We start from the raw sequence: 24,280 nt of genomic DNA, 5'->3' as shown, positions 1-24,280 counted from the left end.
TACAAAAATAGTTAGCTTTTGGGTATAAAAAAAGGTGTTACTAACAAAAAGCAACACCTTATACTAACAATATATTAACAAATGTTAATCATTTATTTTTTATGTCTAGTTTCAGATGAAACAGAAATCTTCTTTCTTCCCTTTGCTCTTCTACGAGCTAAAACTTTTCTACCATTAGCAGAAGCCATTCTCTCCATGAAACCATGTTTGTTTCTTCTCTTTCTCTTTGACGGTTGGTAAGTTCTTTTTGGCATTATATATTTTTTTAAAAGTCTTGTATTATTTTTTTATTGCTCAACAATTTACACCTTATTAAAAGCGTGTGCAAATATACAACTGTTTTTATTTATGACAAATAGTATTTGAAAAAAAATTAAAATATTTTTTAAAGCTATAAAAACACAGAATTTTAGAAATCTTTTACTTTTTTTATTTGACACAAATTTTAGAGTTAGTACTTTTGCGCAAACCTAATAATACCATGAATAATACAAAGTATGTTTTTGTAACAGGAGGTGTAACATCATCTCTTGGAAAAGGAATTATAGCAGCTTCTTTAGCTAAATTACTACAACAAAGAGGTTTCTCTGTAACCATACAAAAATTAGATCCATATATTAATATAGACCCAGGAACTTTAAATCCATACGAACATGGAGAATGTTATGTAACCGATGATGGTGCAGAAACAGACTTAGACCTAGGGCATTACGAACGTTTTTTAAACATTCCTACTAGTCAAGCAAATAATGTTACTACAGGTAGAATCTATCAATCAGTAATAAATAAAGAGCGTAAAGGAGAGTTTTTAGGAAAAACGGTTCAAGTTATTCCACACATTACTGATGAAATTAAACATAGAATCCAGATTTTAGGTGAAACTGGCGATTATGATATTGTTATCACAGAAATTGGAGGAACAGTTGGTGATATAGAATCTTTACCTTACGTAGAGTCTGTAAGACAAATGCTTTGGGAAAAAGGAGAAGAAAATGCTATTGTTATACATTTAACTTTAGTACCCTATTTAGCTGCTGCTGGAGAATTAAAAACGAAACCGACACAACACTCTGTAAAAATGTTGATGCAAAGTGGTGTAAGTCCTGATATATTAGTTTGTAGAACAGAACATGAAATTTCTGACGACATTAAACGTAAACTAGCTTTATTTTGCAATGTAAAAAAAGAAGATGTTATACAATCTATAGATGCAGAAACTATTTACGATGTACCTAACTTAATGTTACAAGAAGGTTTAGATGAAGTTGTTCTTAAAAAGTTTAACTTATCTACAGAAAAACAACCCGAATTAAATGTTTGGAATGAGTTTGTTAGAAAACATAAAAATCCTACTTCTGAGGTAGAAATTGCTTTAATTGGTAAATATATAGAGTTACAAGATTCTTATAAATCAATTACAGAAGCTTTTATACATGCTGGTTCATCAAACGAAACAAAAGTAAAGGTTCGTTGGGTACACTCAGAAAGTTTAACACCTAAAAATGCAGAGAAAAAGCTAAAAGGTGTTAATGGTATTTTAGTTGCTCCTGGTTTTGGTGATAGAGGTATTGAAGGTAAAATTAGAGCTGTTAGATATGCAAGAGAAAACAACATTCCTTTCTTTGGTATTTGTTTAGGTATGCAAATGGCCGTTATAGAATTTTCTAGAAATGTTTTAAATTTAGAAAATGCTAGTTCTACAGAAATGAAGAAAAACACTCAGCACCCAGTTATTAATTTAATGGAAAGTCAAGAAAACGTTACCGAAAAAGGAGGTACAATGCGTTTAGGTGCTTGGGATTGTAAATTAGAAAAAGATTCTACTATATATAATGCTTATCAAACCGAAAATATTAGCGAACGTCATAGACATCGTTATGAGTTTAATAACGATTATTTAGAACAAATTGAAAATGCTGGTATGAAAGCAACGGGTATAAACCCAAAAACTGGCTTAGTAGAAGTAGTAGAAATACCTTCTCATCCTTGGTTTATTGGTGTTCAATATCACCCAGAATATAAAAGTACTGTTTTAAAACCACATCCTTTATTTGTAGATTTTATAAAAGCCGCTTTAAAGCAATCTCAATTATAATTACGGAACATTTATTGAACTATATAACGCATATAAATTATTAGGCAGCATAAAAGATAAAAAACTGCTTTTTCACAACATTTGTCGCATTTTTATCAAATATATTATTTGCTCTAGTGACAAAATGACATTTTAAATAACATATGGAACAAAAAAAATTCGATGTCAATTCTTTTATAGGAATGGTTTTATTAGGAGGTATTTTATTATACTGGATTAATACTCAAAAACCAGATGAAACTACTAACACTTCTACTAATACAGAACAAGTAGTTAATAATGATTCTACTACTAATAAAAACGTTTTAACAGAAAATAACACTTTTGAGAATGATTCTTTAAAACAAATTGCAGCTAAAACTAAATTAGGCGCTTTTGCTCTTAGTGCAATTAATGGTTCTGAAGGGACTTCGGTTTTAGAAAATGAAGTTGTTAAATTAACTATTAACAATAAAGGAGGACAAATTACTGAAGCTCAAATTAAAAATTATAAAACATACGATTCTTTACCATTATATATGATAAAGGACAAAAATGCTTCTTTTAATATTAATTTTGGTACTACAGACAATAGAACTTTAAACACTAAAGATTTATTTTTTACTCCATCAATAACAAAAAACGGAAACAATACAATTGTTTCTATGAAGTTAAAAGTTTCTGAAACTCAATTCTTAGAATATAGATACGAAATAAAACCAAATGATTATATGGTTGATTTTGCTGTTCGTTCTCAAGGTTTAAGTAATGTTATCAACTCTTCTACTCCAATTAATTTAAATTGGTCTTTAAATGGATACAGACATGAAAAAAGTTTAAAAACAGAAAACACTATGTATTCTAAACTTTACTACAAATCAGAAGATGACGTAGATGATTTAAGTCCTAATAAAAGTGAAGTTTTAAATGATTTAAACTGGGTAGCATATAAACAGCACTTTTTTACATCTAATTTGTTGTCTGATACCCCTTTTAATAATGCAACTATAACTTCTACAGACTTAGTAAAAAACGAAGAAATTGATACTGTTTTTACTAAACGCTACGAATTGCAAACTCCTTTAGCTTTAACTGCCGGAGAATTGAATTATAATATGAAATGGTTTTACGGACCAAGTGATTATAACTTATTAAAAACTTATGAAGATACAGATTTAGACCAAACTGCAGATTTAGGTTGGGGAATTTTTGGTTTCTTAAACAGAACTGTTTTTTATCCTGTATTTAATTTATTAAAAGGATTTTTATCTAACTATGGATTAATTATCATTTTAATGACAATAGTTGTTAGAATATTAATGTCTCCTCTGGTGTATAAATCTTATCTATCTAGTGCAAAAATGAAGGTAATTAGACCAGAATTAAATGCATTAAATGAAAAATACCCTGGTAAAGAAAATGCAATGAAACGTCAGCAAGAAACAATGGCAATACAACGTAAAGCCGGTGTCAGCATGTTATCTGGTTGTATACCAGCTTTATTACAAATGCCTGTTTTCTTTGCCTTATTTAAGTTTTTTCCAACAAATTTATCTTTAAGACAAGAAAGCTTTTTATGGGCAAATGATTTATCTTCTTATGATACGGTTTTTAAACTTCCTTTTAGCATTCCTTTTTACGGAGATCATGTAAGTTTATTTCCTATTTTAGCTTCTGTTGCAATTTTCTTTTACATGAAAATGAATCAAAGTCAACAAGCAAATATGCAAGCACCTACACAAGAAGGTATGCCTGATATGAGCAAAATGATGAAGTATATGATATACTTCTCTCCTATTATGATGTTATTTTTCTTTAACAACTACGCAAGTTCTTTAAGTTTATACTACTTTATATCTAACTTACTTACTATTGCAATTATGTTGGTTATTAAGAATTTTGTTATTGATGAAGAAAAAATTCATGCAAAAATAGAAGAAAACAAAAAGAAACCAGAAAAGAAAAAGAGCAAGTTTAGACAGCGTATAGACGATGCAATGAAACAAGCTCAAGAACAACAAGCTATTCAGCAAAAACAAAAAAAGAAAAAATAAATAACGCTTTATAAATAAATATAAAACCGAAACTTAATTATAGTTTCGGTTTTTTTATGAAATCTAAAATCTTTAAATTACAATTAAAAAAATGAATTGGATTCTTTTAATAATAGCTGGTCTTTTTGAAGTTGCATTTGCTGCATGTTTAGGTAAAGCAAAAGATGCTACAGGAATAACTGCAACTTATTGGTACGTAGGTTTCTTAATTTGTTTAAGTATTAGTATGATACTTTTAGTAAAAGTAACACAAGAATTACCTATTGGAACTGCTTACGCAGTTTGGACAGGTATTGGAGCTGTAGGAACTGTTTTGGTTGGAATATTTGTTTTTAAAGAACCTGCAACTTTATGGCGATTGTTTTTTTTAACAACTTTAATTGCATCAATAATTGGCTTAAAAATTGTTTCTCACCAATAAACTAAATGTTACTTTTTGTTTTAAATCTTCCAAAAAACAAAATATATCCATAACATAAAATAGCCAAAATAAATGCTATTTTAAATCCAAAACTATCTATTAAACCTCCAAAAATAAATGGAATAACAGCTCCACCAACAATTGCCATACATAACAAACCAGAAGCTTGTGCCTTTAAATCTCCTAAACCTTCTAAGCTTAGTGAAAAAATTGTAGGAAACATAATAGAGTTAAACAAACCAACAGACAAAATAGACCACATAGAAATTAAACCTGTTGTATTAATTGATATTAGAATCATAGAAATAGCCAAAAAAGCAAAAATACTTAACACTTTAGCTGGTGCTAAAACTTTTGTTAAATAAGCACCAATAAAACGACCTATCATTGCACCACCCCAATAAAAAATAACAAAAATACCTAATAAAGATTTTGGGTCTGAACCAGAAAAAGTTTTATTAAATGTACTTGCAATTGTATTAGCAATATTCATCATTGTTGTACTTTCTAAAATAATTGGAGCCAATTTCATATCAGAAAAATAATTTACCAAAAAGCTACCTATAGTAACTTCTGCACCTACATAAACAAAAATACCCAATGCACCCATTAACATTAATTTGTTTTTTAGTAATGTTAAATATCCTCCTCTTGGGCTTTCTTGCATTACAGATGGTAATTTTATAAAAGCAAAGATGAAGGCTAAAACAGCTATAGAAATTGCGATAAATAAAAAAGGTATTTGTACTGTAGATGCTTCTGATATGTAATAATCTTTTCTTTCTATTTCACTTAATAAAGCAATTTCTTCTGATGTTTTTACAGAGTCACTTAGCAAAAATAACGCACCCACAACAGGCGCAATAGTAGTACCTAAAGCATTAAATGCTTGCGATAAATTTAAACGACTACTTGCTCCTTCTTCACTACCTAATAATGCTACATAAGGGTTTGCTGCTACTTGTAAAACAGTAATTCCACCAGCAAGTGTAAAATAACCAATTAAAAACACTGGAAACGATCTAAAAGCTGCCGCTGGATAAAATAACAAACAACCTAAAGCCATGGTTAATAAGCCTAAAACAATTCCTTTTTTGTAACCTATTTTAGACAAAATAAAACCAGATGGTAAAGAAAAAACAAAAAATGCCACAAAAAAAGCAAACTGAACCAAAACTGTTTTTGCGTAAGACATTTCAAAAACATCTTTTAATCTTGGTACTAAACTATCTACTAAAACGGTTATAAATCCCCAAAGAAAAAATAATGTAGTTAAAAATATAAATGCACTTTTATAAGACTTGTTTTTAGACATAATGATGTTTTACTAAAATAATTTAATTAATAACGCTTTCTTAATTTATGAATTTCTTTTTCAAAAAGCCATAAATTTACGATAATAAAATTAAATAACAACACAGTTATTAAAGTGATAAAAAAAGGTACATTATTATATTTTTATGTTAACATTTAAAATATAAAATGCTATTAAGAATGAAGTTTAAAATATAAAAAGTCTACTATTTTAGATTAGTTGCTTTTACTCATAAAATCTTCTAATTTTTTATTTGTTGTTTTTTGAATTTTATTTTTCATAAAATCTGACCAACCTAATAAAAAACCTGTAAAACCAAGAGCTTGTCTAGACCATGTCCAAACACTAAAAGAATCTATGTGTTCTATAATTTTACCATCTTTAAATTTAAAACTAGCATCAACAATATTAGTTACTTTGCGTTTGTTTTCTCCATAAAGATATTTGGCTATCCAAATAGCTGATCCTTCTTCTTGATTTGCTTTTACACTTTTAAAAAATATTTCTGTTGTTTCATTTCTATTAGACAACAACATTTTCCACATATTAATGGCTTTTTCTCCTTTTAATTCTCCAAAAACGGGATCTTTAAATACTATATCTTCATGATAACATTCTACCATTTCTAAAGAATTTCCATTAGAAAATGCTGTGTAAAACTTTTTTAACAATTCACAATTAGTCATAATATTCTAATTTTTAACCGTGCAATTTAGTCAATTTTACAAAATTTTACCTTAAATTTTAAAATAACTTTAAAAACAGACTTTAACTTGCAAACAAGTTTAGCCCTGATTGTAGTGACATCCTTTTTGTTTTTCACAAAAAGATATAACGGAAAGCAGGAAATAGCTTCTAAAAAAAATTAATCTTCAGAATCTGTGATTTCTTTACGGTTTTTAAACTTACGTGTTCCTTCGTACAACTCGTACTTAACAAATTTACAGTCTAAATCTCCGTTTTTAAGCGCAATTCTTTTAGAGGTACGCAAACCTACACACTTTAAAGCTTGTACGTCTGATGTAATTAACCAAGCTGTAGAACCTGGATAATTATGCTTTAGTGTATCGCCAATTTTTTTGTAAAACTCTTCTGTATCTATGTTTAAACGCTCTCCGTAAGGCGGATTAAATAAAATTGTAGTGTTACCAAAAACTTCTTTTGTAGAGTTAAAAAAGTTTACGTGATGTACACCAATAAACTCATCTAAATTGGCACTTTCTATATTGTCTTTAGCTTTTTGTACAGCAGATGGTGCTTTATCAAACCCCATAATTTTAAAATGCGAACTTTTAATTTTACTTAATAAAGCGTCTTGTATTGTAAAATATAAGTCTTCATCATAATCCTTCCAATGCTCAAAAGCAAAAAGTTTTCTGTTAATATTTGCCGGAATATTATTGGCAATCATTGCTGCTTCTATTAAAATAGTACCTGAACCACACATTGGATCTATAAAATTTTCATCACCTGTGTAACCAGATAATAAAACCATTCCTGCAGCTAAAACCTCGTTAATTGGTGCGATGTTGGTTGCTGTTCTATAACCTCTTTTATGCAAAGAATCACCAGAAGAATCTAAAGAAATTGTTAACCATTCTTTATGAATGTGAACATGTATTTTAACATCTGGATATTTTAAATCTACATTAGGTCTTTTATGGTATTTATGGCGAAAATAATCTGCCACAGCATCTTTAGATTTTAACGAAATATAGTGAGAATTAGAAGTAAAATTCTTAGAGTTTACAACTGCACCAATTGCAAAAGTACCTTCTGCATCTAAATAGTTTTCCCATTTAATTTTCTGTATTGCCTCATACAAATCTTCTTCATCATAAACTTTACAAACTTTAATAGGTTTTAAAATTCTAACAGCAGTTCTTAAGGCAATATTTGCTTTATACATAAAGCCTTTATCTCCTCTAAAAGAAACACTTCTAATACCTTCTTTTATATCTTGGGCACCTAATTTTCTTAATTCTTCTGCTAAAACACCTTCTAAACCAAAAAGTGTTGTTGCCGTCATTTTAAAATCTCTATTCATACTTATAAAATTGACTGCAAAAATACTATTTATAAATAGGAAATATACTAATTACGAAATTCATTTTTTCTGAAGTAAGATTTAGTTACTTTTGTAGACTTATTTGCCATATGAAGAAAAAAGATTGGTTTACAGATTGGTTTAACACACCTTATTATCATATTTTATACAAAGACAGAAATGATGAAGAAGCACAGTTATTTATGAAAAATATAACTGCTTTTTTAAATTTACCTAAATCTACTCATATTTTAGATTTACCTTGTGGAAAGGGCCGTCATTCTGTTTTTTTAAATTCTTTAGGTTATACTGTTACTGGTGGAGATTTAGCTGAAAATAGTATAAAAAATGCCCAAAAATTTGAAAATGACTCTCTAAAATTTAGAGTGCACGACATGCGTAAACCTTTTAATAATCAATACAATGCTGTTTTTAATTTGTTTACAAGCTTTGGTTATTTTGATGAAGATAAAGAAGATATTTTAATCTTACAGAATATAAAAAATGGATTGAAAAAAGAGGGTGTTTTTGTGTTCGATTTTTTAAATGCTGCTTATGTAAAAGCAAATTTAGTTGCTAAAGAAACAAAAATTGTAGACGATATTACTTTTTATATTACAAGAGAAATTACAAATGGTTTTATCCTTAAAAACATCTCGTTTTTTGCTGATGGAGAAAAACATTCTTATACAGAAAGAGTAAAATATTTAGATATTGATAAAATGAAAACTTATTTTGATAAAGTAGGTTTTACAATTACCAATATTTTTGGCGATTACAACCTAACTGACTTTAATATAGAAACTTCTAATAGATTAATTTTAGTTGCAAAATGAGTTACTTTCTTTTAATTGCTGCTGTTTTTGTTGGTGCAATCTTAGTTTTTATTTTAAAACCTACCAATAAAATAATCCGCTTATTATTGGCTTTTAGTGGTGCTTATTTATTGTCTGTAACTATTTTACATTTATTGCCAGAAGTTTACACAGAAACTAATGAGTATAAAAAAATTGGTATATTTATTTTAGTTGGGCTTTTAATTCAGTCTGTTTTAGAATCTTTTTCTAAAGGCGCAGAACATGGTCACATTCACATACATTCTAACGGAAAAAAATTTCCTACTTTATTGTTTGTTAGTTTATGTTTGCATGCATTTTCTGAAGGTTTGCCAATACATCATTCAGACAACAATTTACTTTGGGCAATTATTGTACATAAAATACCTATTGCTGTTGTTTTAACTACATTTTTAATTAATACCGAGTATTCTAAAAAAACTACTTTCCTTTCTTTATCTGCTTTTGCTTTAATGAGTCCTTTAGGTTTTTTATTAGGCGATAAAATTATCTTTTTTTCTACTTACGAAACCGAAATAACAGCTTTAATAATTGGTGTTTTCTTACATATTTCTACCATCATTTTATTTGAAGGATCTGAAAATCATAAATTTAATTTACAAAAATTTATTGCCATTCTTTTAGGTATTTTACTTACTATCTTTACTTTATAATTTTTTTTATTTATTTTTAATGCAATTAATATCCCTATTTATAGGTATATGATGCTTAGTACAAATTTTAGATATTTGAAAATAGTAAAATAACCTTTAAATCAACCCTAAATGAAAGAAATAGATTTTATCCCTTTTAAACCAAAAGATGAACGAGATATTAACATAAGAGAAAAAGATCAATATCATAAGAATCTAGATGTCATACAATATGATAGTTATATTAACATTAAAGATAAATCTATTCATATCATTTTTCCTGTAGCAGAAAAGGATAAGACAGAAATAAATGGATATTATTTTTATGACTTATTAATTGGTAAAATTTTAGTGATTCATATTTCAATTGATGATAATGAGGAAAGAAAAAAACCCAAAAAGAGAATTATTTCTTTAGACATAGCTGCTTCAGAAATTAAAAATGTAATAGGTGAAATAGATATTACGCTTTTAGAAAAACTAACTATTTTTATATACAATGACAATAGTAAGTCATTCCCAGAAGATTCTTTATGTTCTACTAATACAGAAAAATCTATGTTAAGACCCAAAGAAGGAAATGGTGGTGGAGTAATTATTGAAGGACCATAGAATGTTAAAATATATTTTTTTAAAATCACAAAAAATAAAAATTTTAATCTTCTTAATTTCTTGCATTTCATATTCTCAGACCTCAAAATTAGACTCTGCTTATTTTTATTTTGCAAACGCACAAAAATTTGAAAAAAATAATAAACTTAGTGAAGCTTATAGAGACTATTTAAAGGCAAAAAGAATCTATGAAACACTATTTGAATATGACAGTATTTCTAAATGTAATTTAGAATTGTTTAATTTATTAGATTCTCAAAAAAATTTAGATAAAGATGCTAAATTCTATTTAGATGATTACTACAACTATGGTTTAAAAAAAAATGATACTTTAATGCTTTTAAAAGCAAGTAATAGTTATGCTAGTTATTTTTGGAATTCAGATTCTATTGAGAGGTCTAGAAATCACTATAAAGAATCTCTAAGATTAACTAATAAAAGCGAATTAAAAAAGTATAAAGTTACTATTTATGCAAATTTAGCATACTTATACACTAAATCTAAACCAGATTCTGCTAATTATTACTACGAAAAAACACTTAAAAATTCTGATCAATTAAATAAAACTCAACTTTTAGGTACCTATATCAACTATGCAATACATCTAAAAAATCAAGAAAAATATATAGAAGCTATAAATCAATTAAAACTAGCTGAAAAAATAGAAATTGATGCTTTTCACTTAAAATTTAATAAAATTATATATAGAAATTTAGCTAATTATTACAAACTTTCAAAAAACTATAAAGAAGCTTATCAATATTTTGAAAAATATAACTTGGTAAAAGATAGTATAAATATTACTGCACAAAATATTGCAATTTCAGATTTAAATATAAAATACGAAACTGAAAAAAAGGATAAATTAAACCTTCAATTAGAAATTGATAAAGAAAAAAGCCAAAACTTTTTAATAGCTACATTATTAACACTTATTTTAATTAGTGTAATAGGTACATTATTTATAAAAAACTCTAACAAGAAAAGAAAAGTTGCAGAACAACAAAAAGAACTAGAAAAGCAAAAAAATCTAACACTTTTAAAAGAACAAGAATTAACAACCATTAATGCAATAATTAATGGTCAAGAAAAAGAACGTAAACAAATTGCAGAAGATTTACATGACAATTTGGGTTCTATCTTAGCTACCTTAAAATTACATTTTGATAATTTAAAAATAAATCACACAAAGAAAAAAATAGATCAAGAAATTTTATTTAACAAAACAGAAGGTTTAATTAATGAAGCTTATTTAAAAGTACGCAGTATTGCACATGCTAAAAATGCTGGTGTTATTGCAAACCAAGGACTGCTAGTTGCAATAAAAATGATGGCTGAAAAAATATCATCTGCAGATAAAATAAAAATTGATGTTGTAGATTTTGGGTTAAATAAACGCTTAGAAAATAGTTTAGAAATTGGTGTTTTTAGAATTGTTCAAGAATTAACAACCAATATCATAAAACATGCAGATGCTAAAAATGCAACCATAAATTTATCTTTTTACGACCAGAATCTAAATATTATTATAGAAGATAATGGAAAAGGGTTTGATATTAATAACGTAAATTTAAAAAATGGAATGGGAATTAGCTCTATAAAAACAAGAATTGAACATCTTAACGGAACATTTGAAATTGATTCTACTATAGGGAAAGGAAGCTCTGTTATTATTGATATTCCCATTAAATAACTTTTAATTTACAAAAATTTATTGCCATTCTTTTAGGTATTTTACTTACTATCTTTACTTTATAATTTTTTTATTTATTTTTAGAGCTATCAATATACCTATATATAGGTATATGAAAATTCGTATTAATTTTGGTTCTTTGAGTATAAATAAAAAACAATGAAAAAATTTAGTTATAGAAAACCTTCTAAAAGTGAATTGGCTATTCTAGAAAAAAAAGAAAATTTAGACATCGCAGATGAAAACCATAAACATAGTTTTTTTCACTCAAAACTAGGTGTTTTTACAATAAGAACTACTTTACCAAATACAAATTATCATATATTTTCAATTGAAAACACAATCAAAGACGGTAAACCATCTGTTACAATATTTATATCTGATAATACTGAAGACCAAGCAAAACCACAAAACAAAAATTACATTGCGGAAACTAGTTTTCATTTTGATGATATTATTCATAACACTGATAATCAATTTGATATTAGTATAACTGATAACATTAATATTACAATATTTAATGATAAGAAAAATTATAATCCCTCTTTAAAAGAAGGTCACTTTTCTCCTTCATTTAAAGGTGTTATGCCTACAGAAGCTGGTGGTGGTGTAATATCCAGAAACCCATAATTGAAGCTTTACAAAGAACATAAAATATTAAAACTACAAATTATCTTTTATTTAATTTGTAGTTTTTCTTATGCACAAAAATCAAGATTAGACTCAGCCTATTTCTATTTTAAAAAAGCCCAAAAATTTGAAGTGAATAATAGAACGTTTGATGCCTATGAAAATTATATAACATCTAGAAATTTATATCTAAGTCTTAACAATAAAGATAGTTTAGCAAAATGTAATATCAACTTATTTTATTTAATCCAATCTCAGAACAACTTAAATGAAAACCCTATACTATTTTTAGATAATTATACAGAATACGCAAAAGAAAAAAGAGATTCTTTAATGCTATTGATATCTAATAATGCTTATGCTGCTTATTTTTGGGATTCTAAACATCCATATAAAAGCAGGAAATTTTACGATAAATCTATTTTAATTACACAAAAAAAAGAACTACAAAAATATAGATCGACTATTTACTCTAACTTAGCACATCTTTATTCCTTAAATCAAAAAGATTCAGCTAAATATTATTTTGATAAAACCCTCAAATCAATTGATAAGCTCGATAAAAAACAATTATTAGATACCTACATAAACTATTGTAATTTTTTTCAAAGTCAAAAAAAATTTAAACAGGCAATATTATTGCTAGAAAAAGCAGAAAAAATAAAAATTGCAGATTACCAACAAAAATATAACAAAATACTATATAAAAAATTTGCTGATTGTTATAAAGAAACTGGAAATTACAAAAAAGCCTACGAGTATTACGAAAAATATGATATTATAAAAGATAGTTTAAATATTACTGCACAAAATATTGCAATTTCAGATTTAAATATAAAATACGAAACTGAAAAAAAGGATAAATTAAACCTTCAATTAGAAATTGATAAGAAAAAAAGCCAAAACTTTTTAATAGCTACATTATTATCACTTATTTTAATTAGTGTAATAGGCACATTATTGATAAAAAACTCTAATAAGAAAAGAAAAGTTGCAGAACAACAAAAAGAACTAGAAAAGCAAAAAAACCTAACTCTTTTAAAAGAACAAGAGTTAACAACCATTAATGCAATAATTAATGGTCAAGAGAAAGAACGTAAACAAATTGCAGAAGATTTACATGACAATTTGGGTTCTATCTTAGCTACTTTAAAATTACATTTTGATAATTTAAAAATAAATCACACAAAGAAAAAAATAGATCAAGAAACTTTATTTAACAAAACAGAAGGTTTAATTGATGAAGCTTATTTAAAAGTACGCAGTATTGCACATGCTAAAAATGCAGGTGTTATTGCAAACCAAGGACTGCTAGTTGCAATAAAAATGATGGCTGAAAAAATATCATCTGCAGATAAAATAAAAATTGATGTTGTAGATTTTGGGTTAAATAAACGCTTAGAAAATAGTTTAGAAATTGGTATTTTTAGAATTGTTCAAGAATTAACAACCAATATCATAAAACATGCAGATGCTAAAAATGCAACCATAAATTTATCTTTTTACGACCAGAATCTAAATATTATTATAGAAGATAATGGAAAAGGGTTTGATATTAATAACGTAAATTTAAAAAATGGAATGGGAATTAGCTCTATAAAAACAAGAATTAAACATCTTAACGGAACATTTGAAATTGATTCTACTATAGGAAAAGGAAGCTCTGTCATTATTGATATTCCGGTTGATTAACTTAAAAAAATAAAATATGATTACAATTATAATAGCAGAAGATCATCAAATATTAATAGACGGAGTAAAATCTTTTTTTGAACTTGATGATAATATCAATATTATTGATTCTGTAAATGACGGAGAAGCCCTTGTAAATGCTGTTAAATTAAAACAACCTAAATTAGTTATTACAGATATTAGGATGCCTAAAATGGATGGTATTGAAGCTACCAAAATAATCAAACAAAATAACCCAAACACAAATGTTTTAGCGATGACAATGTTTGATCAGCCAGATGCCATAAAACAAATGATAGATGCAGGAGCTACCGGTTATATTTTAAAAAACTCGGGGATTAAAATGTTATCAAAAGCAATTATTTCTGTTGCCAAAGGAGAAACTTTTTTTGATCCTAATGTTGCTTTTAATTTTATGAATAATTATATAGATGATAATGTTACCATCGGAACATCAGAAAAAATAACCTTATCAAATAGAGAAAAAGAAATTTTAAATTTAATTGCAAACGGAAAAACTTCTAAAGAAATTGCTGAAAAATTATTTATTGCCAAGACAACTGTAGATACTCATAGAAAAAATATGATAAAAAAACTTAATTTATCTTCTGGTAGCGAATTGTTAAAATATGCTATTGATATGAAATATAAATTTTAATTTTTTTCAAAAAAAAAAAGAGATTTAGATAATTAAATTATCAAACCTCTTTTTTAAAATTTATTTTATTTAAAACTTAATTAGCTACTTCGTTTATAAATTTAATACGCATTAAACGTAATTCTTCTTCATCATAATCACCATCAAACTCGTTTAAAGCTTCTTGTATATTATCTGTATCTGCTTCCATAAAATAATCATGAATTTCTTCTTGCTGATCTTCATCTAATAAATCATCTAAAGAATAATCAATATTTAACTTAGTACCAGAGAAAATAATTCCTTCCATTGCTTTTATTAACTCACTCATTTCAAGTCCTTTTGACTTTGCAATGTCTTCTAAAGGCAACTTCTTATCTGTATTTTGAATAATAAAAAGTTTTAATCCAGAATTTGTACCTGTACTTTTTACTATTAAATCATCTGGTCTTAAAATATCGTTTTCTTCTACATAAGTAGCAATTAACTTTACAAATTCTTTACCAAATTTTCTTGCTTTACCTTCTCCAACACCATGTACTGTAGATAATTCTGCTAAAGTAATTGGGTATTTTAAAGCCATATCATCTAAAGATGGATCTTGAAAAACTGCAAATGGAGGAACGCCTTGTTTTGTAGCAACTTTTTTACGTAAATCTTTTAATAACTTTATTAGCTTTTCATCTGTAGAGTTACCAGAAGATTTAGAATTCGTAATTATTGCGTTATCATGCTCTTCATCATACGTATGATCTTCCGTCATCATAAAAGAAGTTGGTTTTTTAATAAATTCTTCTCCTTCTTCTGTTAATTTTATAACTCCGTATTGTTCTATCTCTTTTTTAATCAAATTAATTACCAAAACCTGTCTTATCAAAGCCATCCAATAAAGTGAAGGTTTATCTTTTCCACTGCCAAAAAATGGTTGTAAATGAGTTTTATGCGATGTTAAAAGTGCATTTTCTTTACCAATTAAAGTATTAACAATCTCTTTGGCTTTATATTTTTGTAAAGATTCTTTTATTACTTTTAATAAAGTTACTACATCTTCTTTAGCTTCATGCTTTTTCTTTGGGTTTCTAGAATTGTCATCCATATCAGCTCCTTCCCCATTCACTTCATCAAACTCTTCTCCAAAATAATGTAATAAATATTTACGCCTGTTCATAGATGTTTCTGCATAACCAACAACTTCTTGTAGTAATGCATGGCCAATTTCTTGTTCTGCAATAGGCTTACTTGCCATAAATTTTTCTAACTTTTCTATGTCTTTATATGCATAAAAAGCTAAACAATATCCTTCTCCATCATCTCTACCTGCCCTACCTGTTTCTTGATAATAACTTTCTAGACTTTTTGGAATATCATGATGAATTACAAAACGCACATCTGGTTTGTCTATTCCCATACCAAAAGCAATAGTTGCAACAACAACATCACATTCTTCCATCAAAAACATATCTTGATGTTTTACACGTGTTTTAGCATCTAAACCAGCATGATAAGGAACTGCTTTAATACCGTTTACTTGTAAAATTTGTGCGATCTCTTCTACCTTTTTTCTACTTAAGCAATAAATAATACCAGATTTACCTGGTCTTTGTTTTACAAAACGAATAATATCTTTTTCTACTTCTTTAGTTTTTGGCCTAACTTCATAAAACAAGTTAGCTCTATTAAAAGAAGCTTTAAATCTGTTTGCATCTGTAATGCCTAAAGTTTTTAAAATATCTTCTTGTACTTTTTCTGTGGCTGTAGCCGTTAAACAAATAACAGGCACATTATCTATAGCTTTAATAATGTGCTTTAAATTTCTGTACTCTGGTCTAAAATCATGTCCCCACTCAGAAATACAATGTGCTTCATCAATAGCTACAAAAGAAATTTTTTGAGTTCTTAAAAAAGCCACATATTCTTCTTTAATCAAAGATTCTGGGGCAACATATAATAATTTAGTAATTCCGTTAGTAATATCTTCTTTAACTTGAGCTACTTCTGTTTTATTTAATGATGAGTTTAAAACATGAGCTACACCATTATTTTCAGAAATACCTCTAATAGCATCTACTTGATTTTTCATCAAGGCAATTAATGGAGAAACTACTATTGCAGTTCCTTCTGCCATTAAGGCAGGCAACTGATAACAAAGTGATTTACCACCACCTGTTGGCATTATTACAAAAGTATTATTATTCTCTACAATACTTTTAATTACTTGCTCTTGCAACCCTTTAAACTTATTAAAACCAAAGAATTTTTTTAGAGGAGTATATAAATCCATTTACTTAAATATTTATTTAACCTTAAAATCAATACACAAACATACTATTAATATTTGCACTAACTGTTTTTTATAGTAAATTTGCCCATTTCTTAATCTAAAGATATAACTTTTTTTTTTACTGATAAAACGCAAAACTATTGAAAAATATAAATACAATTATTAAAACTGCTAAAGAAACTATATTAACAGAAAGCAATGCCATTGCTAATTTAGCTAATTTAATTGATGTAAATTTTGAAGAAGCCGTTAAATTTATTTTAAATTCTAACGGAAGAGTTATTGTAACAGGTATTGGTAAAAGTGCAAATATTGCCACTAAAATTGTAGCAACGTTAAATTCTACAGGTACACCTGCTATTTTTATGCACGCAGCAGACGCTATACATGGAGATTTAGGTAACGTACAAAAAGATGATGTTGTTATATGTTTGTCTAAAAGTGGTAATACACCAGAAATTAAAGTTTTAGTTCCGTTTATTAAAAATTACGGCAATAAAATAGTAGCTATTACAAGCAATGTAGATTCTTATTTAGGAAAACATGCAGACTTTACTCTAAATGCATTTGTAGAAAAAGAAGCTTGTCCTAATAATTTAGCCCCTACAACAAGTACTACCGCTCAGTTGGTTTTAGGAGATGCATTAGCTATTTGTTTGTTAAACTTAAGAGGTTTTACTAGCAGAGATTTTGCAAAATATCATCCTGGAGGAGCACTAGGAAAACGTTTATATTTAAGAGTTTCTGATCTTATAAAAAAGAATGAAATACCTAAAGTAGAAGAAACAGACAGCATTGCTAAAGTAATTGTTGAAATTTCTGAAAAAAGATTAGGTGTTACTGCTGTATTAAATAACAATAATTTAACAGGTATTATAACTGATGGTGATATTAGAAGAATGCTTTCTAAAACCACAGAGATTTCTAAATTTACAGCAAAAGATATAATGGGTAAAACACCAAAAACAATTTTAGAAAACGCTATGGCTATTGATGCATTGCATATTATGGAAGATAATAGCATTTCTCAAATGTTAGTATTAGATAAAAAAGACAATTACATTGGTATTGTACATTTACATGATTTAATTAAAGAAGGAATTTTCTAATGGCAGAACAACAAAAAGAAATGTCCTTTTTAGGTCATTTAGAAGAATTAAGATGGCACCTTGTAAGAAGCGTAACTGCAATTTTTATTATTGGAGTAGTACTTTTTATATTTCAAAAACAAGTTTATGAAAGTTTTTTATTAGCACATAGAAAACCAGATTTTATTACCTATCAATTATTCTGTGATTTTTTTACTTTTTTAGGAGTAGATAGTGATTTTTGTAATGTTAGTTTTAAAGATAATTTAATTAGTTTAAAACCAACTCAACAGTTAATGAACGCTATTTGGTCTTCATTAATTTTAGGTATAATTTTATCTTTTCCATATATCTTATGGGAAGCTTGGCGTTTTATAGCACCAGGTTTAACAAAAAAAGAAGCCAGTAAATCTAAAGGTTTTATATTTATTGCATCGCTACTTTTTTTTATAGGAATTGCCTTTAGTTTTTATGTAATAGCACCTATATCTATACATTTTTTATACAACTATCAAATTACAGATTTAATCCAAAATAACTTTACAATGGATTCTCATATAGGTCTTGTTACCAATATGTTATTGGGTATATCTATATTATTTGAATTACCTGTTTTAATTTATTTTTTAACTAAAATAGGTTTAGTTACTCCAGAATTTTTAAAAAAATACAGAAAACATGCTTTAGTAGTTGTATTAATTCTTGCTGCTATTATAACACCACCAGATATTGCTAGCCAAGTTATTGTAGCAATTCCTATTCTTATATTGTATGAGATAAGTATAAAGGTTTCTAAATTTGTAATTAAAAAAGAACAGAAAGATGCATAAAAAAGTAAAAGAATTTAATGATTACCGTGAAAAAATGAATGGTAAAATTTTAAATTCTGATAATAAAGTAATAAAAAGAATTTTTAATTTAGATACAAACACTTTTAAAGAAGGTCACTTACCTGTTAAAACAAAAGAGCTTTTAGGTTTAGTAGCCTCTGCTGTTTTAAGATGCGATGATTGTGTACAATACCATTTAGAAGCTGCAATGAAAAGTGGGGTTACTAAAGAAGAAATGATGGAAACAATGTCTATTGCAACTTTAGTAGGTGGTACAATTGTAATACCTCACTTAAGAAGAGCCGTAGAATATTGGGAAGCATTAGAAACAGAGTAAATAATAATTAAAACGTAATAAAAAATGAATGTTAAGAATCTATTAAGATTAAAAAAAACATAATTTATTACTTTTACTCAACCTACAATAATGCATTTTATCAATTAAACAATTATACATATTTAAATAAAATATGATTTTAAGAGCAGAGAATATAGAAAAAATCTACGGAAGTAGAAAAGTTGTTACAGGGATTTCTTTAGAAGTTCAACAAGGTGAAATTATTGGACTTTTAGGACCTAACGGAGCTGGTAAAACAACTTCTTTTTATATGATTGTAGGAATGGTTAAACCTAACTTTGGTAAAATCTTTTTAGATGATGAAGAAATTACTGAAGATGCAATGTACAAAAGAGCTCAAAAAGGGATTGGTTATTTAGCGCAAGAAGCATCTGTTTTTAGAAAATTATCTGTAGAAGATAATATAATGTCTGTTTTACAATTTACTGGGTTATCTAAAAAAGAACAAAAATTAAAGTTAGAATCTCTAATTGAAGAATTTAATATTGGTCATGTTCGAAAAAATAGAGGAGATTTACTTTCTGGAGGAGAAAGAAGAAGAACAGAAATTGCACGTTGTTTGGCCTCTGACCCTAAATTTATTTTATTAGATGAACCTTTTGCGGGTGTAGACCCTATTGCTGTAGAAGATATACAAAGTATTGTTGCCCATTTAAAAGATAGAAATATAGGAATATTAATTACCGATCATGATGTACAAGCAACCTTGGCTATTACAGATAAAACGTATTTAATGTACCAAGGAAGTATACTAAAAAGTGGAACACCAGAAGATTTAGCTGCTGATGAAATGGTAAGAAAAGTATATCTTGGTAAAGATTTTGAATTAAAAAAGAGAAAATTTTCTTAATCTTTAATTTCTTCTAATAAATGATTTTCTTTTTTTGATATATAAAAATAGAAACAAACTCCTTTTTTATTATCATCTCTTTTCTTTAATTCTATTTTACCACCAAGTCTTTTTATAATAGACTTTACGGTAGCTAGCCCTATACCTGTACTATTGTTATTTTTTGTCCCTAATGTTTCAAACATATCAAATACCTTAGTCCAGTATTTTTCTTCAATACCTGGGCCATTATCTTCATAAGTAAAGTAATAATAATCTTGATCTTCTTTAAAACTTACAGTAATTTCTGATTTATCTTCATCATAAAATTTTCTTGAATTAGAAATCAAGTTTTGAAAAACTTGTACTAATCCGATTTTAGAACAAATAATTTCAAAATTTAAATCAGTAGTATCTAAAAGAATCTTATTTTCAAAATCTATATTATTTACAATCTTATCTAATAATTCTTTTAGATTTACATTTTCGTATACAATATTTTCACTTGTAACTTTAGAGTAGTTTAATATCTCAGTAATTAAGCTATCAACATATACAATTCTATCTGCAATTAATGTAAGGTATTCTTCTGCTTCGGTGTTTTCAAAAATAGAAGTATAGTCTTGTTTTAAAACATCTAACAAAAAACTTATACCATTAATTGGCGATTTTAAATCGTGTGTTAATCTATTGGCAAAGTTATTTAATTGCTCATTTAGCTTTACTACTTTATTTTTTGATGCTTCTAGTTCTTTATTCTTTTTTCTAAGTTCTAAAAGAGCTACTACCTGTTTAGATAATAATAAAAGAGCCTCTCTTTGGTTTTCATTTAGCTCGTGTGGTTTATTATCAATAACACATAAAGTACCTAAAGGATATCCTTCTGATGAGTTTAAAGGAGCTCCGGCATAAAAAATTACATTAGGTGCATTTACTGTTAAAGGATTATCAAAAAATCGTTCATCTTTTGTGGCATCATTAACAACAAATAACTCATCCGGATTTAATATACTGTGTGCACAAAAAGAAATTTCTCTTGGTGTTTCTGTAGCTTCTATACCAAATGTAGATTTAAACCATTGCCTATCTTTATCAACTATAGAAACAAGTGCTATAGATGTATTACATATACTAGAAGCAATTTTTGTAATTGCATCATATTCTTTTTCTGGTAAAGAATCTAAAATGCTATAATTTTTTAAAACTTCTAATCTTATATTTTCATTTTCGGGAATTCGAGGGGTCTCCATAAAATATAGCTTTAAATAATTATTTTTTTAATATTGATAATAGAATGTACAATATAATAATTATTGGAATAGAAAGAAAGTTAAAAGCTATAATTAATATTAATGATGTTAAAAGAAAAATATATACTACCATGTTTTTCTTAAAAGAATAATCTTTAAACTTTAGAGAAAACAAAGGCAATTCTGCATTCATCACATAAGTTAACAATAATGTAATTAATATTAAAAAATAATTATTAGATAATAAATTTTGTACAAACTCTATTGTAGAATATTCTTGTATTAAAGGTAACGAAATTACAAACAAACTCATTGCAGGCGTTGGTAATCCTATAAAAGAATCAGATTGCCTTGTATCTATATTAAATTTAGCTAATCTATAACAAGCACCTAAAGTTAATAATAGCCCTAATAATTGAATCAATTCAAAATTAAAACCAGTCAAAAATATTTTATCAGTTATATCAGAAAAAGAACTTATGTTTTTACTAGATAACAATTGAAACATAACAATTCCGGGTACTACTCCACTTGTTACCATATCTGCCAAAGAATCTAATTGTTTACCTAGCTCTCCAGAAACATTTAATAATCGTGCAGCAAATCCATCAAAAAAATCGAATAAAATTCCTAAAACAACAAATAAACCAGCACCTACAAAATTACTTTCTACAGCAAAAATAGTTGCAACTGTACCACAGAAAAGATTGCCAAGTGTTATTAAATTAGGAATGTGTTTTTTTAATGTCATATTTAAATAATTAATTTAAAAGCAAAAATAAGAAATCAGTTATTCAAGGAGACGATAATAAACTTTTTTTTAAGACATTTGCCTTAATTATATTTTTATATGCCAGTATTAGTATCCGATTTTTCTCCTTCTTTTCTTTTTAAAAACGCTCACTTAAATACTATTTATAGGTCTGTTTTTACAAAAGAATTTGACAATTATTCAAGAAAAAGAATTACTACTTGGGATAACGATTTTATAGATCTAGATTTTTCTTTAATTGGCTCACAAACATTGGTTTTATTAATTCATGGTTTAGAAGGAAGCTCTAAATCTAACTACATAATATCAACCACTAACCATCTAAATAAAAAAGGATTAGATGCTGTTTGTTTTAATTTAAGAGGTTGTTCTGGTGATGACAATCTACTTTTAGGAACCTATCACAGTGGAAAAACGGAAGATGTAGATTTTGTAATAAATCATCTTTTAAAAAATTATGATTATAAGAATATAGTTCTTTTAGGTTTTAGTTTAGGTGGTAATTTAACTTTAAAATATATTGGAGAAAAAGCGGAAAATGTATCGCCAAAAATAAAAAGTGCAATGGCTGTTTCTGTTCCTATTGATATTGCTACAGGAGAAATTGAATTAGAAAAATCTAAAAACAAATTGTATTTGAATAGATTTTTAAAAAGTATGAAAATTAAAATTCTAAAAAAATCGAAAAAGTTTCCTGAATTTTATTTAGATAAAAACAAAGTAATTAAAGCAAAGCGCTTTAAAGACTTAGAAAATTTATACACTGTTCCGGTTTTTGGTTTTAAGAATCCAGAAGATTATTGGACCAAAGCAAGTTCTAAACCTTATTTATCAAAAATTAAAATACCTACTTTACTTATAAACTCTAAAGACGATTCTTTTTTATCTAAAGAATGTTTTCCTTATGAAGAAGCCAATGCATCAAAAAATTTCTTTTTTGAAACCACAAATTATGGAGGTCATTGCGGTTTTATTTCTTCATTTAATTCATCTAAAAATAAATGGTTAGAAAATAGATTAGAAAGGTTTATTAAAGAAAACATTCAGATTTCTATATTGTAAACAATAACTTAAAAAAACTGCTGTTATTTTAGTAGGTTTTTAGATATTTGTTACTAATAATATTTCGACATTTGAAACACAAATTATTACTTATTTTTTTAATTATTCCTTTATTTTTATCAGCACAAGCTTTTAGAAATTATTCTAATGAATTTTTGTCTATAGGTGTTGATGCTGCTGGTTTAGGTATGAGTAAAAGTGTTGTTGCTACAACTAACGATGTAAATTCTATTTATTGGAATCCTGCCGGTTTAGTTGGTATAGAAGATTATCAAGGTTCTTTAATGCATGCCTCTTATTTTGCAGGTATTGCTAGCTATAATCATGCTAGTTTTGCAATGCCAATAGATAAAGAAAGTACATTTGCTATTTCTTTAATTAGATTTGGTGTTGATGATATTTTAAACACAACAGAGTTAATTGATAATGAAGGAAATATCGATTTTAATAGAATTCAACTTTTTTCTTCTGTAGATTATGCTTTTAATTTTGCATATGCCAAAAAACTAATTTTTAAAGATCTTAAATTTGGTATAAATGCAAAAATTGTAAGAAGAATTATTGGTGATTTTGCTTCTTCTTGGGGATTTGGCTTTGATGCCGGAATTCAATTTGAAAGAAACTCTTGGAACTTTGGTTTAATGGCTAGAGATGTTACAACAACTTTTAATAGTTGGGCTATTAATGAAGATGAGTTTAATAAAATTAAGGACGCAATTCCTGGACAAAATGAAGACTTACCAGAAACAACAGAAATAACCAAGCCTAAAATACAACTAGGTGTTGCTAAATATTGGGATATTAATCATTTTTTTAATTTACTTACAGAAATAAACGCAAATATTCGTTTTACAGAAACAAATGATGTTTTTGCTTCTGAAGTTATGAGTGTAGACCCAGCAATGGGTTTTCAATTAGATTATGACAAAATTGTTTATTTAAGAGCTGGTGTTGGTAATTTTCAATACATAACCGAGTTTGACAACTCAAAATCTCTTTCTATGCAACCAAACTTTGGTGTTGGTTTTAATTATAATGGAATTAAAATTGATTATGCATTAACTAATATTGGTAGTGTTGGTAATGCGCTTTATTCTAACATTTTTTCTATCACAATAGATTATAGTTTTTTTAGACATTAATTCT

At 27.0% G+C, this 24,280-nt stretch carries 23 protein-coding genes; 16 read left to right on the top strand and 7 right to left on the bottom strand.

Features of this window, described 5'->3' with window-relative positions; translation table 11 throughout:
* Positions 1–92: 92 nt before the first annotated feature.
* The gene (rpmH, locus tag KI686_RS09575) at positions 93–254 is read right to left on the bottom strand and encodes a 50S ribosomal protein L34 (protein ID WP_026775082.1); all 162 of its coding nucleotides are present in this window, start codon (positions 252–254) and stop codon (positions 93–95) included.
* A 227-nt stretch (positions 255–481) separates the two neighbouring features.
* Between rpmH and pyrG the strand changes: the two genes are divergently transcribed.
* The 3 genes from pyrG (at position 482) to KI686_RS09560 (ending at position 4,549) form a co-directional block, all read left to right on the top strand.
* Positions 482–2,095, top strand: a complete 1,614-nt coding sequence (gene pyrG, locus KI686_RS09570; protein ID WP_237589063.1) for a CTP synthase — start codon at positions 482–484, stop codon at positions 2,093–2,095.
* A 143-nt stretch (positions 2,096–2,238) separates the two neighbouring features.
* Positions 2,239–4,128 carry a membrane protein insertase YidC gene (gene yidC, locus KI686_RS09565; protein ID WP_237589062.1) on the top strand — a complete coding sequence of 630 codons (1,890 nt, stop codon included), beginning with the start codon at positions 2,239–2,241 and terminating at the stop codon, positions 4,126–4,128.
* Positions 4,129–4,219: 91 nt separating this feature from the next.
* Positions 4,220–4,549 (top strand): DMT family transporter, encoded by a 330-nt coding sequence (locus KI686_RS09560; protein WP_237589061.1) that lies wholly within the window; start codon positions 4,220–4,222, stop codon positions 4,547–4,549.
* 1 nt (position 4,550) lies between these two features.
* On the opposite strand, the gene KI686_RS09555 is transcribed toward KI686_RS09560, so the two are convergent.
* The 3 genes from KI686_RS09555 to KI686_RS09545 all read right to left on the bottom strand — a co-directional run bounded on the left by KI686_RS09555 (position 4,551) and on the right by KI686_RS09545 (position 7,911).
* Positions 4,551–5,864 (bottom strand): sugar MFS transporter, encoded by a 1,314-nt coding sequence (locus KI686_RS09555; RefSeq protein WP_237589060.1) that lies wholly within the window; start codon positions 5,862–5,864, stop codon positions 4,551–4,553.
* Positions 5,865–6,079: 215 nt separating this feature from the next.
* Entirely contained in the window at positions 6,080–6,550 is a 471-nt protein-coding gene (locus KI686_RS09550) for a nuclear transport factor 2 family protein (RefSeq protein WP_237589059.1), read from the bottom strand.
* 179 nt (positions 6,551–6,729) lie between these two features.
* On the bottom strand, positions 6,730–7,911 hold the full coding sequence (locus tag KI686_RS09545; protein WP_237589058.1) for a THUMP domain-containing class I SAM-dependent RNA methyltransferase: 1,182 nt from the start codon (positions 7,909–7,911) through the stop codon (positions 6,730–6,732).
* 110 nt (positions 7,912–8,021) lie between these two features.
* On the opposite strand from KI686_RS09545, the gene KI686_RS09540 reads away from it, so the two are divergent.
* From KI686_RS09540 to KI686_RS09510, 7 genes are all read left to right on the top strand, one after another.
* Entirely contained in the window at positions 8,022–8,747 is a 726-nt protein-coding gene (locus tag KI686_RS09540; protein WP_237589057.1) for a class I SAM-dependent DNA methyltransferase, read from the top strand.
* Positions 8,744–9,421 (top strand): ZIP family metal transporter, encoded by a 678-nt coding sequence (locus tag KI686_RS09535; protein WP_237589056.1) that lies wholly within the window; start codon positions 8,744–8,746, stop codon positions 9,419–9,421. The genes KI686_RS09540 and KI686_RS09535 overlap by 4 nt, the downstream gene beginning before the upstream one ends.
* A 111-nt stretch (positions 9,422–9,532) precedes the next feature.
* Positions 9,533–10,012 (top strand): hypothetical protein, encoded by a 480-nt coding sequence (locus KI686_RS09530; protein WP_237589055.1) that lies wholly within the window; start codon positions 9,533–9,535, stop codon positions 10,010–10,012.
* Position 10,013: 1 nt separating this feature from the next.
* Positions 10,014–11,705 carry a sensor histidine kinase gene (locus KI686_RS09525; RefSeq protein ID WP_237589054.1) on the top strand — a complete coding sequence of 564 codons (1,692 nt, stop codon included), beginning with the start codon at positions 10,014–10,016 and terminating at the stop codon, positions 11,703–11,705.
* 159 nt (positions 11,706–11,864) lie between these two features.
* Positions 11,865–12,335 (top strand): hypothetical protein, encoded by a 471-nt coding sequence (locus KI686_RS09520; protein ID WP_237589053.1) that lies wholly within the window; start codon positions 11,865–11,867, stop codon positions 12,333–12,335.
* A 132-nt stretch (positions 12,336–12,467) separates the two neighbouring features.
* Positions 12,468–14,027, top strand: coding sequence for a tetratricopeptide repeat-containing sensor histidine kinase (locus KI686_RS09515; RefSeq protein WP_237589052.1), 1,560 nt, complete (start codon positions 12,468–12,470; stop codon positions 14,025–14,027).
* A gap of 16 nt (positions 14,028–14,043) precedes the next feature.
* Positions 14,044–14,685 carry a response regulator gene (locus KI686_RS09510; RefSeq protein WP_237589051.1) on the top strand — a complete coding sequence of 214 codons (642 nt, stop codon included), beginning with the start codon at positions 14,044–14,046 and terminating at the stop codon, positions 14,683–14,685.
* Positions 14,686–14,761: 76 nt separating this feature from the next.
* On the opposite strand, the gene KI686_RS09505 is transcribed toward KI686_RS09510, so the two are convergent.
* The gene (locus tag KI686_RS09505; RefSeq protein WP_237589050.1) at positions 14,762–16,945 is read right to left on the bottom strand and encodes an ATP-dependent DNA helicase RecQ; all 2,184 of its coding nucleotides are present in this window, start codon (positions 16,943–16,945) and stop codon (positions 14,762–14,764) included.
* 140 nt (positions 16,946–17,085) lie between these two features.
* On the opposite strand from KI686_RS09505, the gene KI686_RS09500 reads away from it, so the two are divergent.
* The 4 genes from KI686_RS09500 (at position 17,086) to lptB (ending at position 20,071) form a co-directional block, all read left to right on the top strand.
* A complete protein-coding gene (locus KI686_RS09500; protein ID WP_237589049.1) occupies positions 17,086–18,054 on the top strand; it encodes a KpsF/GutQ family sugar-phosphate isomerase in 969 nt (322 codons plus the stop codon).
* Positions 18,054–18,863, top strand: coding sequence for a twin-arginine translocase subunit TatC (gene tatC, locus KI686_RS09495; RefSeq protein ID WP_237589048.1), 810 nt, complete (start codon positions 18,054–18,056; stop codon positions 18,861–18,863). Before KI686_RS09500 ends, tatC begins: the two co-directional genes overlap by 1 nt.
* On the top strand, positions 18,856–19,200 hold the full coding sequence (locus KI686_RS09490) for a carboxymuconolactone decarboxylase family protein (protein WP_237589047.1): 345 nt from the start codon (positions 18,856–18,858) through the stop codon (positions 19,198–19,200). The genes tatC and KI686_RS09490 overlap by 8 nt, the downstream gene beginning before the upstream one ends.
* A 133-nt stretch (positions 19,201–19,333) precedes the next feature.
* Positions 19,334–20,071 (top strand): LPS export ABC transporter ATP-binding protein, encoded by a 738-nt coding sequence (gene lptB / locus KI686_RS09485; protein WP_237589046.1) that lies wholly within the window; start codon positions 19,334–19,336, stop codon positions 20,069–20,071.
* Here lptB and KI686_RS09480 read toward each other — a convergent pair.
* Both KI686_RS09480 and KI686_RS09475 read right to left on the bottom strand, forming a co-directional pair.
* Positions 20,068–21,300, bottom strand: coding sequence for a GAF domain-containing sensor histidine kinase (locus KI686_RS09480; RefSeq protein ID WP_237589045.1), 1,233 nt, complete (start codon positions 21,298–21,300; stop codon positions 20,068–20,070). The genes lptB and KI686_RS09480 overlap by 4 nt on opposite strands.
* 19 nt (positions 21,301–21,319) lie before the next feature.
* Positions 21,320–22,051, bottom strand: coding sequence for a CDP-alcohol phosphatidyltransferase family protein (locus tag KI686_RS09475; protein ID WP_237589044.1), 732 nt, complete (start codon positions 22,049–22,051; stop codon positions 21,320–21,322).
* A gap of 99 nt (positions 22,052–22,150) precedes the next feature.
* Here KI686_RS09475 and KI686_RS09470 point away from each other — a divergent pair, with 99 nt between their 5' ends.
* Positions 22,151–23,134: a YheT family hydrolase gene (locus tag KI686_RS09470; RefSeq protein ID WP_237589043.1), complete on the top strand. Its 984-nt coding sequence runs from the start codon at positions 22,151–22,153 to the stop codon at positions 23,132–23,134.
* A gap of 71 nt (positions 23,135–23,205) precedes the next feature.
* Positions 23,206–24,276: a putative type IX sorting system protein PorV2 gene (locus KI686_RS09465; protein WP_237589042.1), complete on the top strand. Its 1,071-nt coding sequence runs from the start codon at positions 23,206–23,208 to the stop codon at positions 24,274–24,276.
* Positions 24,277–24,280 lie beyond the last annotated feature (4 nt).

Source organism: Polaribacter sargassicola, from assembly GCF_021991835.1.
GTDB lineage: Bacteria > Bacteroidota > Bacteroidia > Flavobacteriales > Flavobacteriaceae > Polaribacter > Polaribacter sargassicola.
The sequence above is the reverse complement of the archived record's forward strand: the minus strand, read 5'-3'. Positions and strand labels throughout refer to the sequence as shown.

Excerpts from the sequence above, each read along its gene's own strand:
- KI686_RS09555 (WP_237589060.1), bottom strand. The coding sequence starts at position 5,864 with ATGTCTAAAAACAAGTCTTATAAAAGTGCATTTATATTTTTAACTACA.
- KI686_RS09550 (WP_237589059.1), bottom strand. The coding sequence starts at position 6,550 with ATGACTAATTGTGAATTGTTAAAAAAGTTTTACACAGCATTTTCTAAT.
- rpmH (WP_026775082.1), bottom strand. The coding sequence starts at position 254 with ATGCCAAAAAGAACTTACCAACCGTCAAAGAGAAAGAGAAGAAACAAA.
- KI686_RS09470 (WP_237589043.1), top strand. The coding sequence starts at position 22,151 with ATGCCAGTATTAGTATCCGATTTTTCTCCTTCTTTTCTTTTTAAAAAC.
- KI686_RS09510 (WP_237589051.1), top strand. The coding sequence starts at position 14,044 with ATGATTACAATTATAATAGCAGAAGATCATCAAATATTAATAGACGGA.
- lptB (WP_237589046.1), top strand. The coding sequence starts at position 19,334 with ATGATTTTAAGAGCAGAGAATATAGAAAAAATCTACGGAAGTAGAAAA.
- KI686_RS09540 (WP_237589057.1), top strand. The coding sequence starts at position 8,022 with ATGAAGAAAAAAGATTGGTTTACAGATTGGTTTAACACACCTTATTAT.
- KI686_RS09530 (WP_237589055.1), top strand. The coding sequence starts at position 9,533 with ATGAAAGAAATAGATTTTATCCCTTTTAAACCAAAAGATGAACGAGAT.
- tatC (WP_237589048.1), top strand. The coding sequence starts at position 18,054 with ATGGCAGAACAACAAAAAGAAATGTCCTTTTTAGGTCATTTAGAAGAA.
- pyrG (WP_237589063.1), top strand. The coding sequence starts at position 482 with ATGAATAATACAAAGTATGTTTTTGTAACAGGAGGTGTAACATCATCT.
- KI686_RS09535 (WP_237589056.1), top strand. The coding sequence starts at position 8,744 with ATGAGTTACTTTCTTTTAATTGCTGCTGTTTTTGTTGGTGCAATCTTA.
- KI686_RS09560 (WP_237589061.1), top strand. The coding sequence starts at position 4,220 with ATGAATTGGATTCTTTTAATAATAGCTGGTCTTTTTGAAGTTGCATTT.
- KI686_RS09505 (WP_237589050.1), bottom strand. The coding sequence starts at position 16,945 with ATGGATTTATATACTCCTCTAAAAAAATTCTTTGGTTTTAATAAGTTT.
- KI686_RS09520 (WP_237589053.1), top strand. The coding sequence starts at position 11,865 with ATGAAAAAATTTAGTTATAGAAAACCTTCTAAAAGTGAATTGGCTATT.
- yidC (WP_237589062.1), top strand. The coding sequence starts at position 2,239 with ATGGAACAAAAAAAATTCGATGTCAATTCTTTTATAGGAATGGTTTTA.
- KI686_RS09480 (WP_237589045.1), bottom strand. The coding sequence starts at position 21,300 with ATGGAGACCCCTCGAATTCCCGAAAATGAAAATATAAGATTAGAAGTT.
- KI686_RS09475 (WP_237589044.1), bottom strand. The coding sequence starts at position 22,051 with ATGACATTAAAAAAACACATTCCTAATTTAATAACACTTGGCAATCTT.
- KI686_RS09525 (WP_237589054.1), top strand. The coding sequence starts at position 10,014 with ATGTTAAAATATATTTTTTTAAAATCACAAAAAATAAAAATTTTAATC.
- KI686_RS09545 (WP_237589058.1), bottom strand. The coding sequence starts at position 7,911 with ATGAATAGAGATTTTAAAATGACGGCAACAACACTTTTTGGTTTAGAA.
- KI686_RS09490 (WP_237589047.1), top strand. The coding sequence starts at position 18,856 with ATGCATAAAAAAGTAAAAGAATTTAATGATTACCGTGAAAAAATGAAT.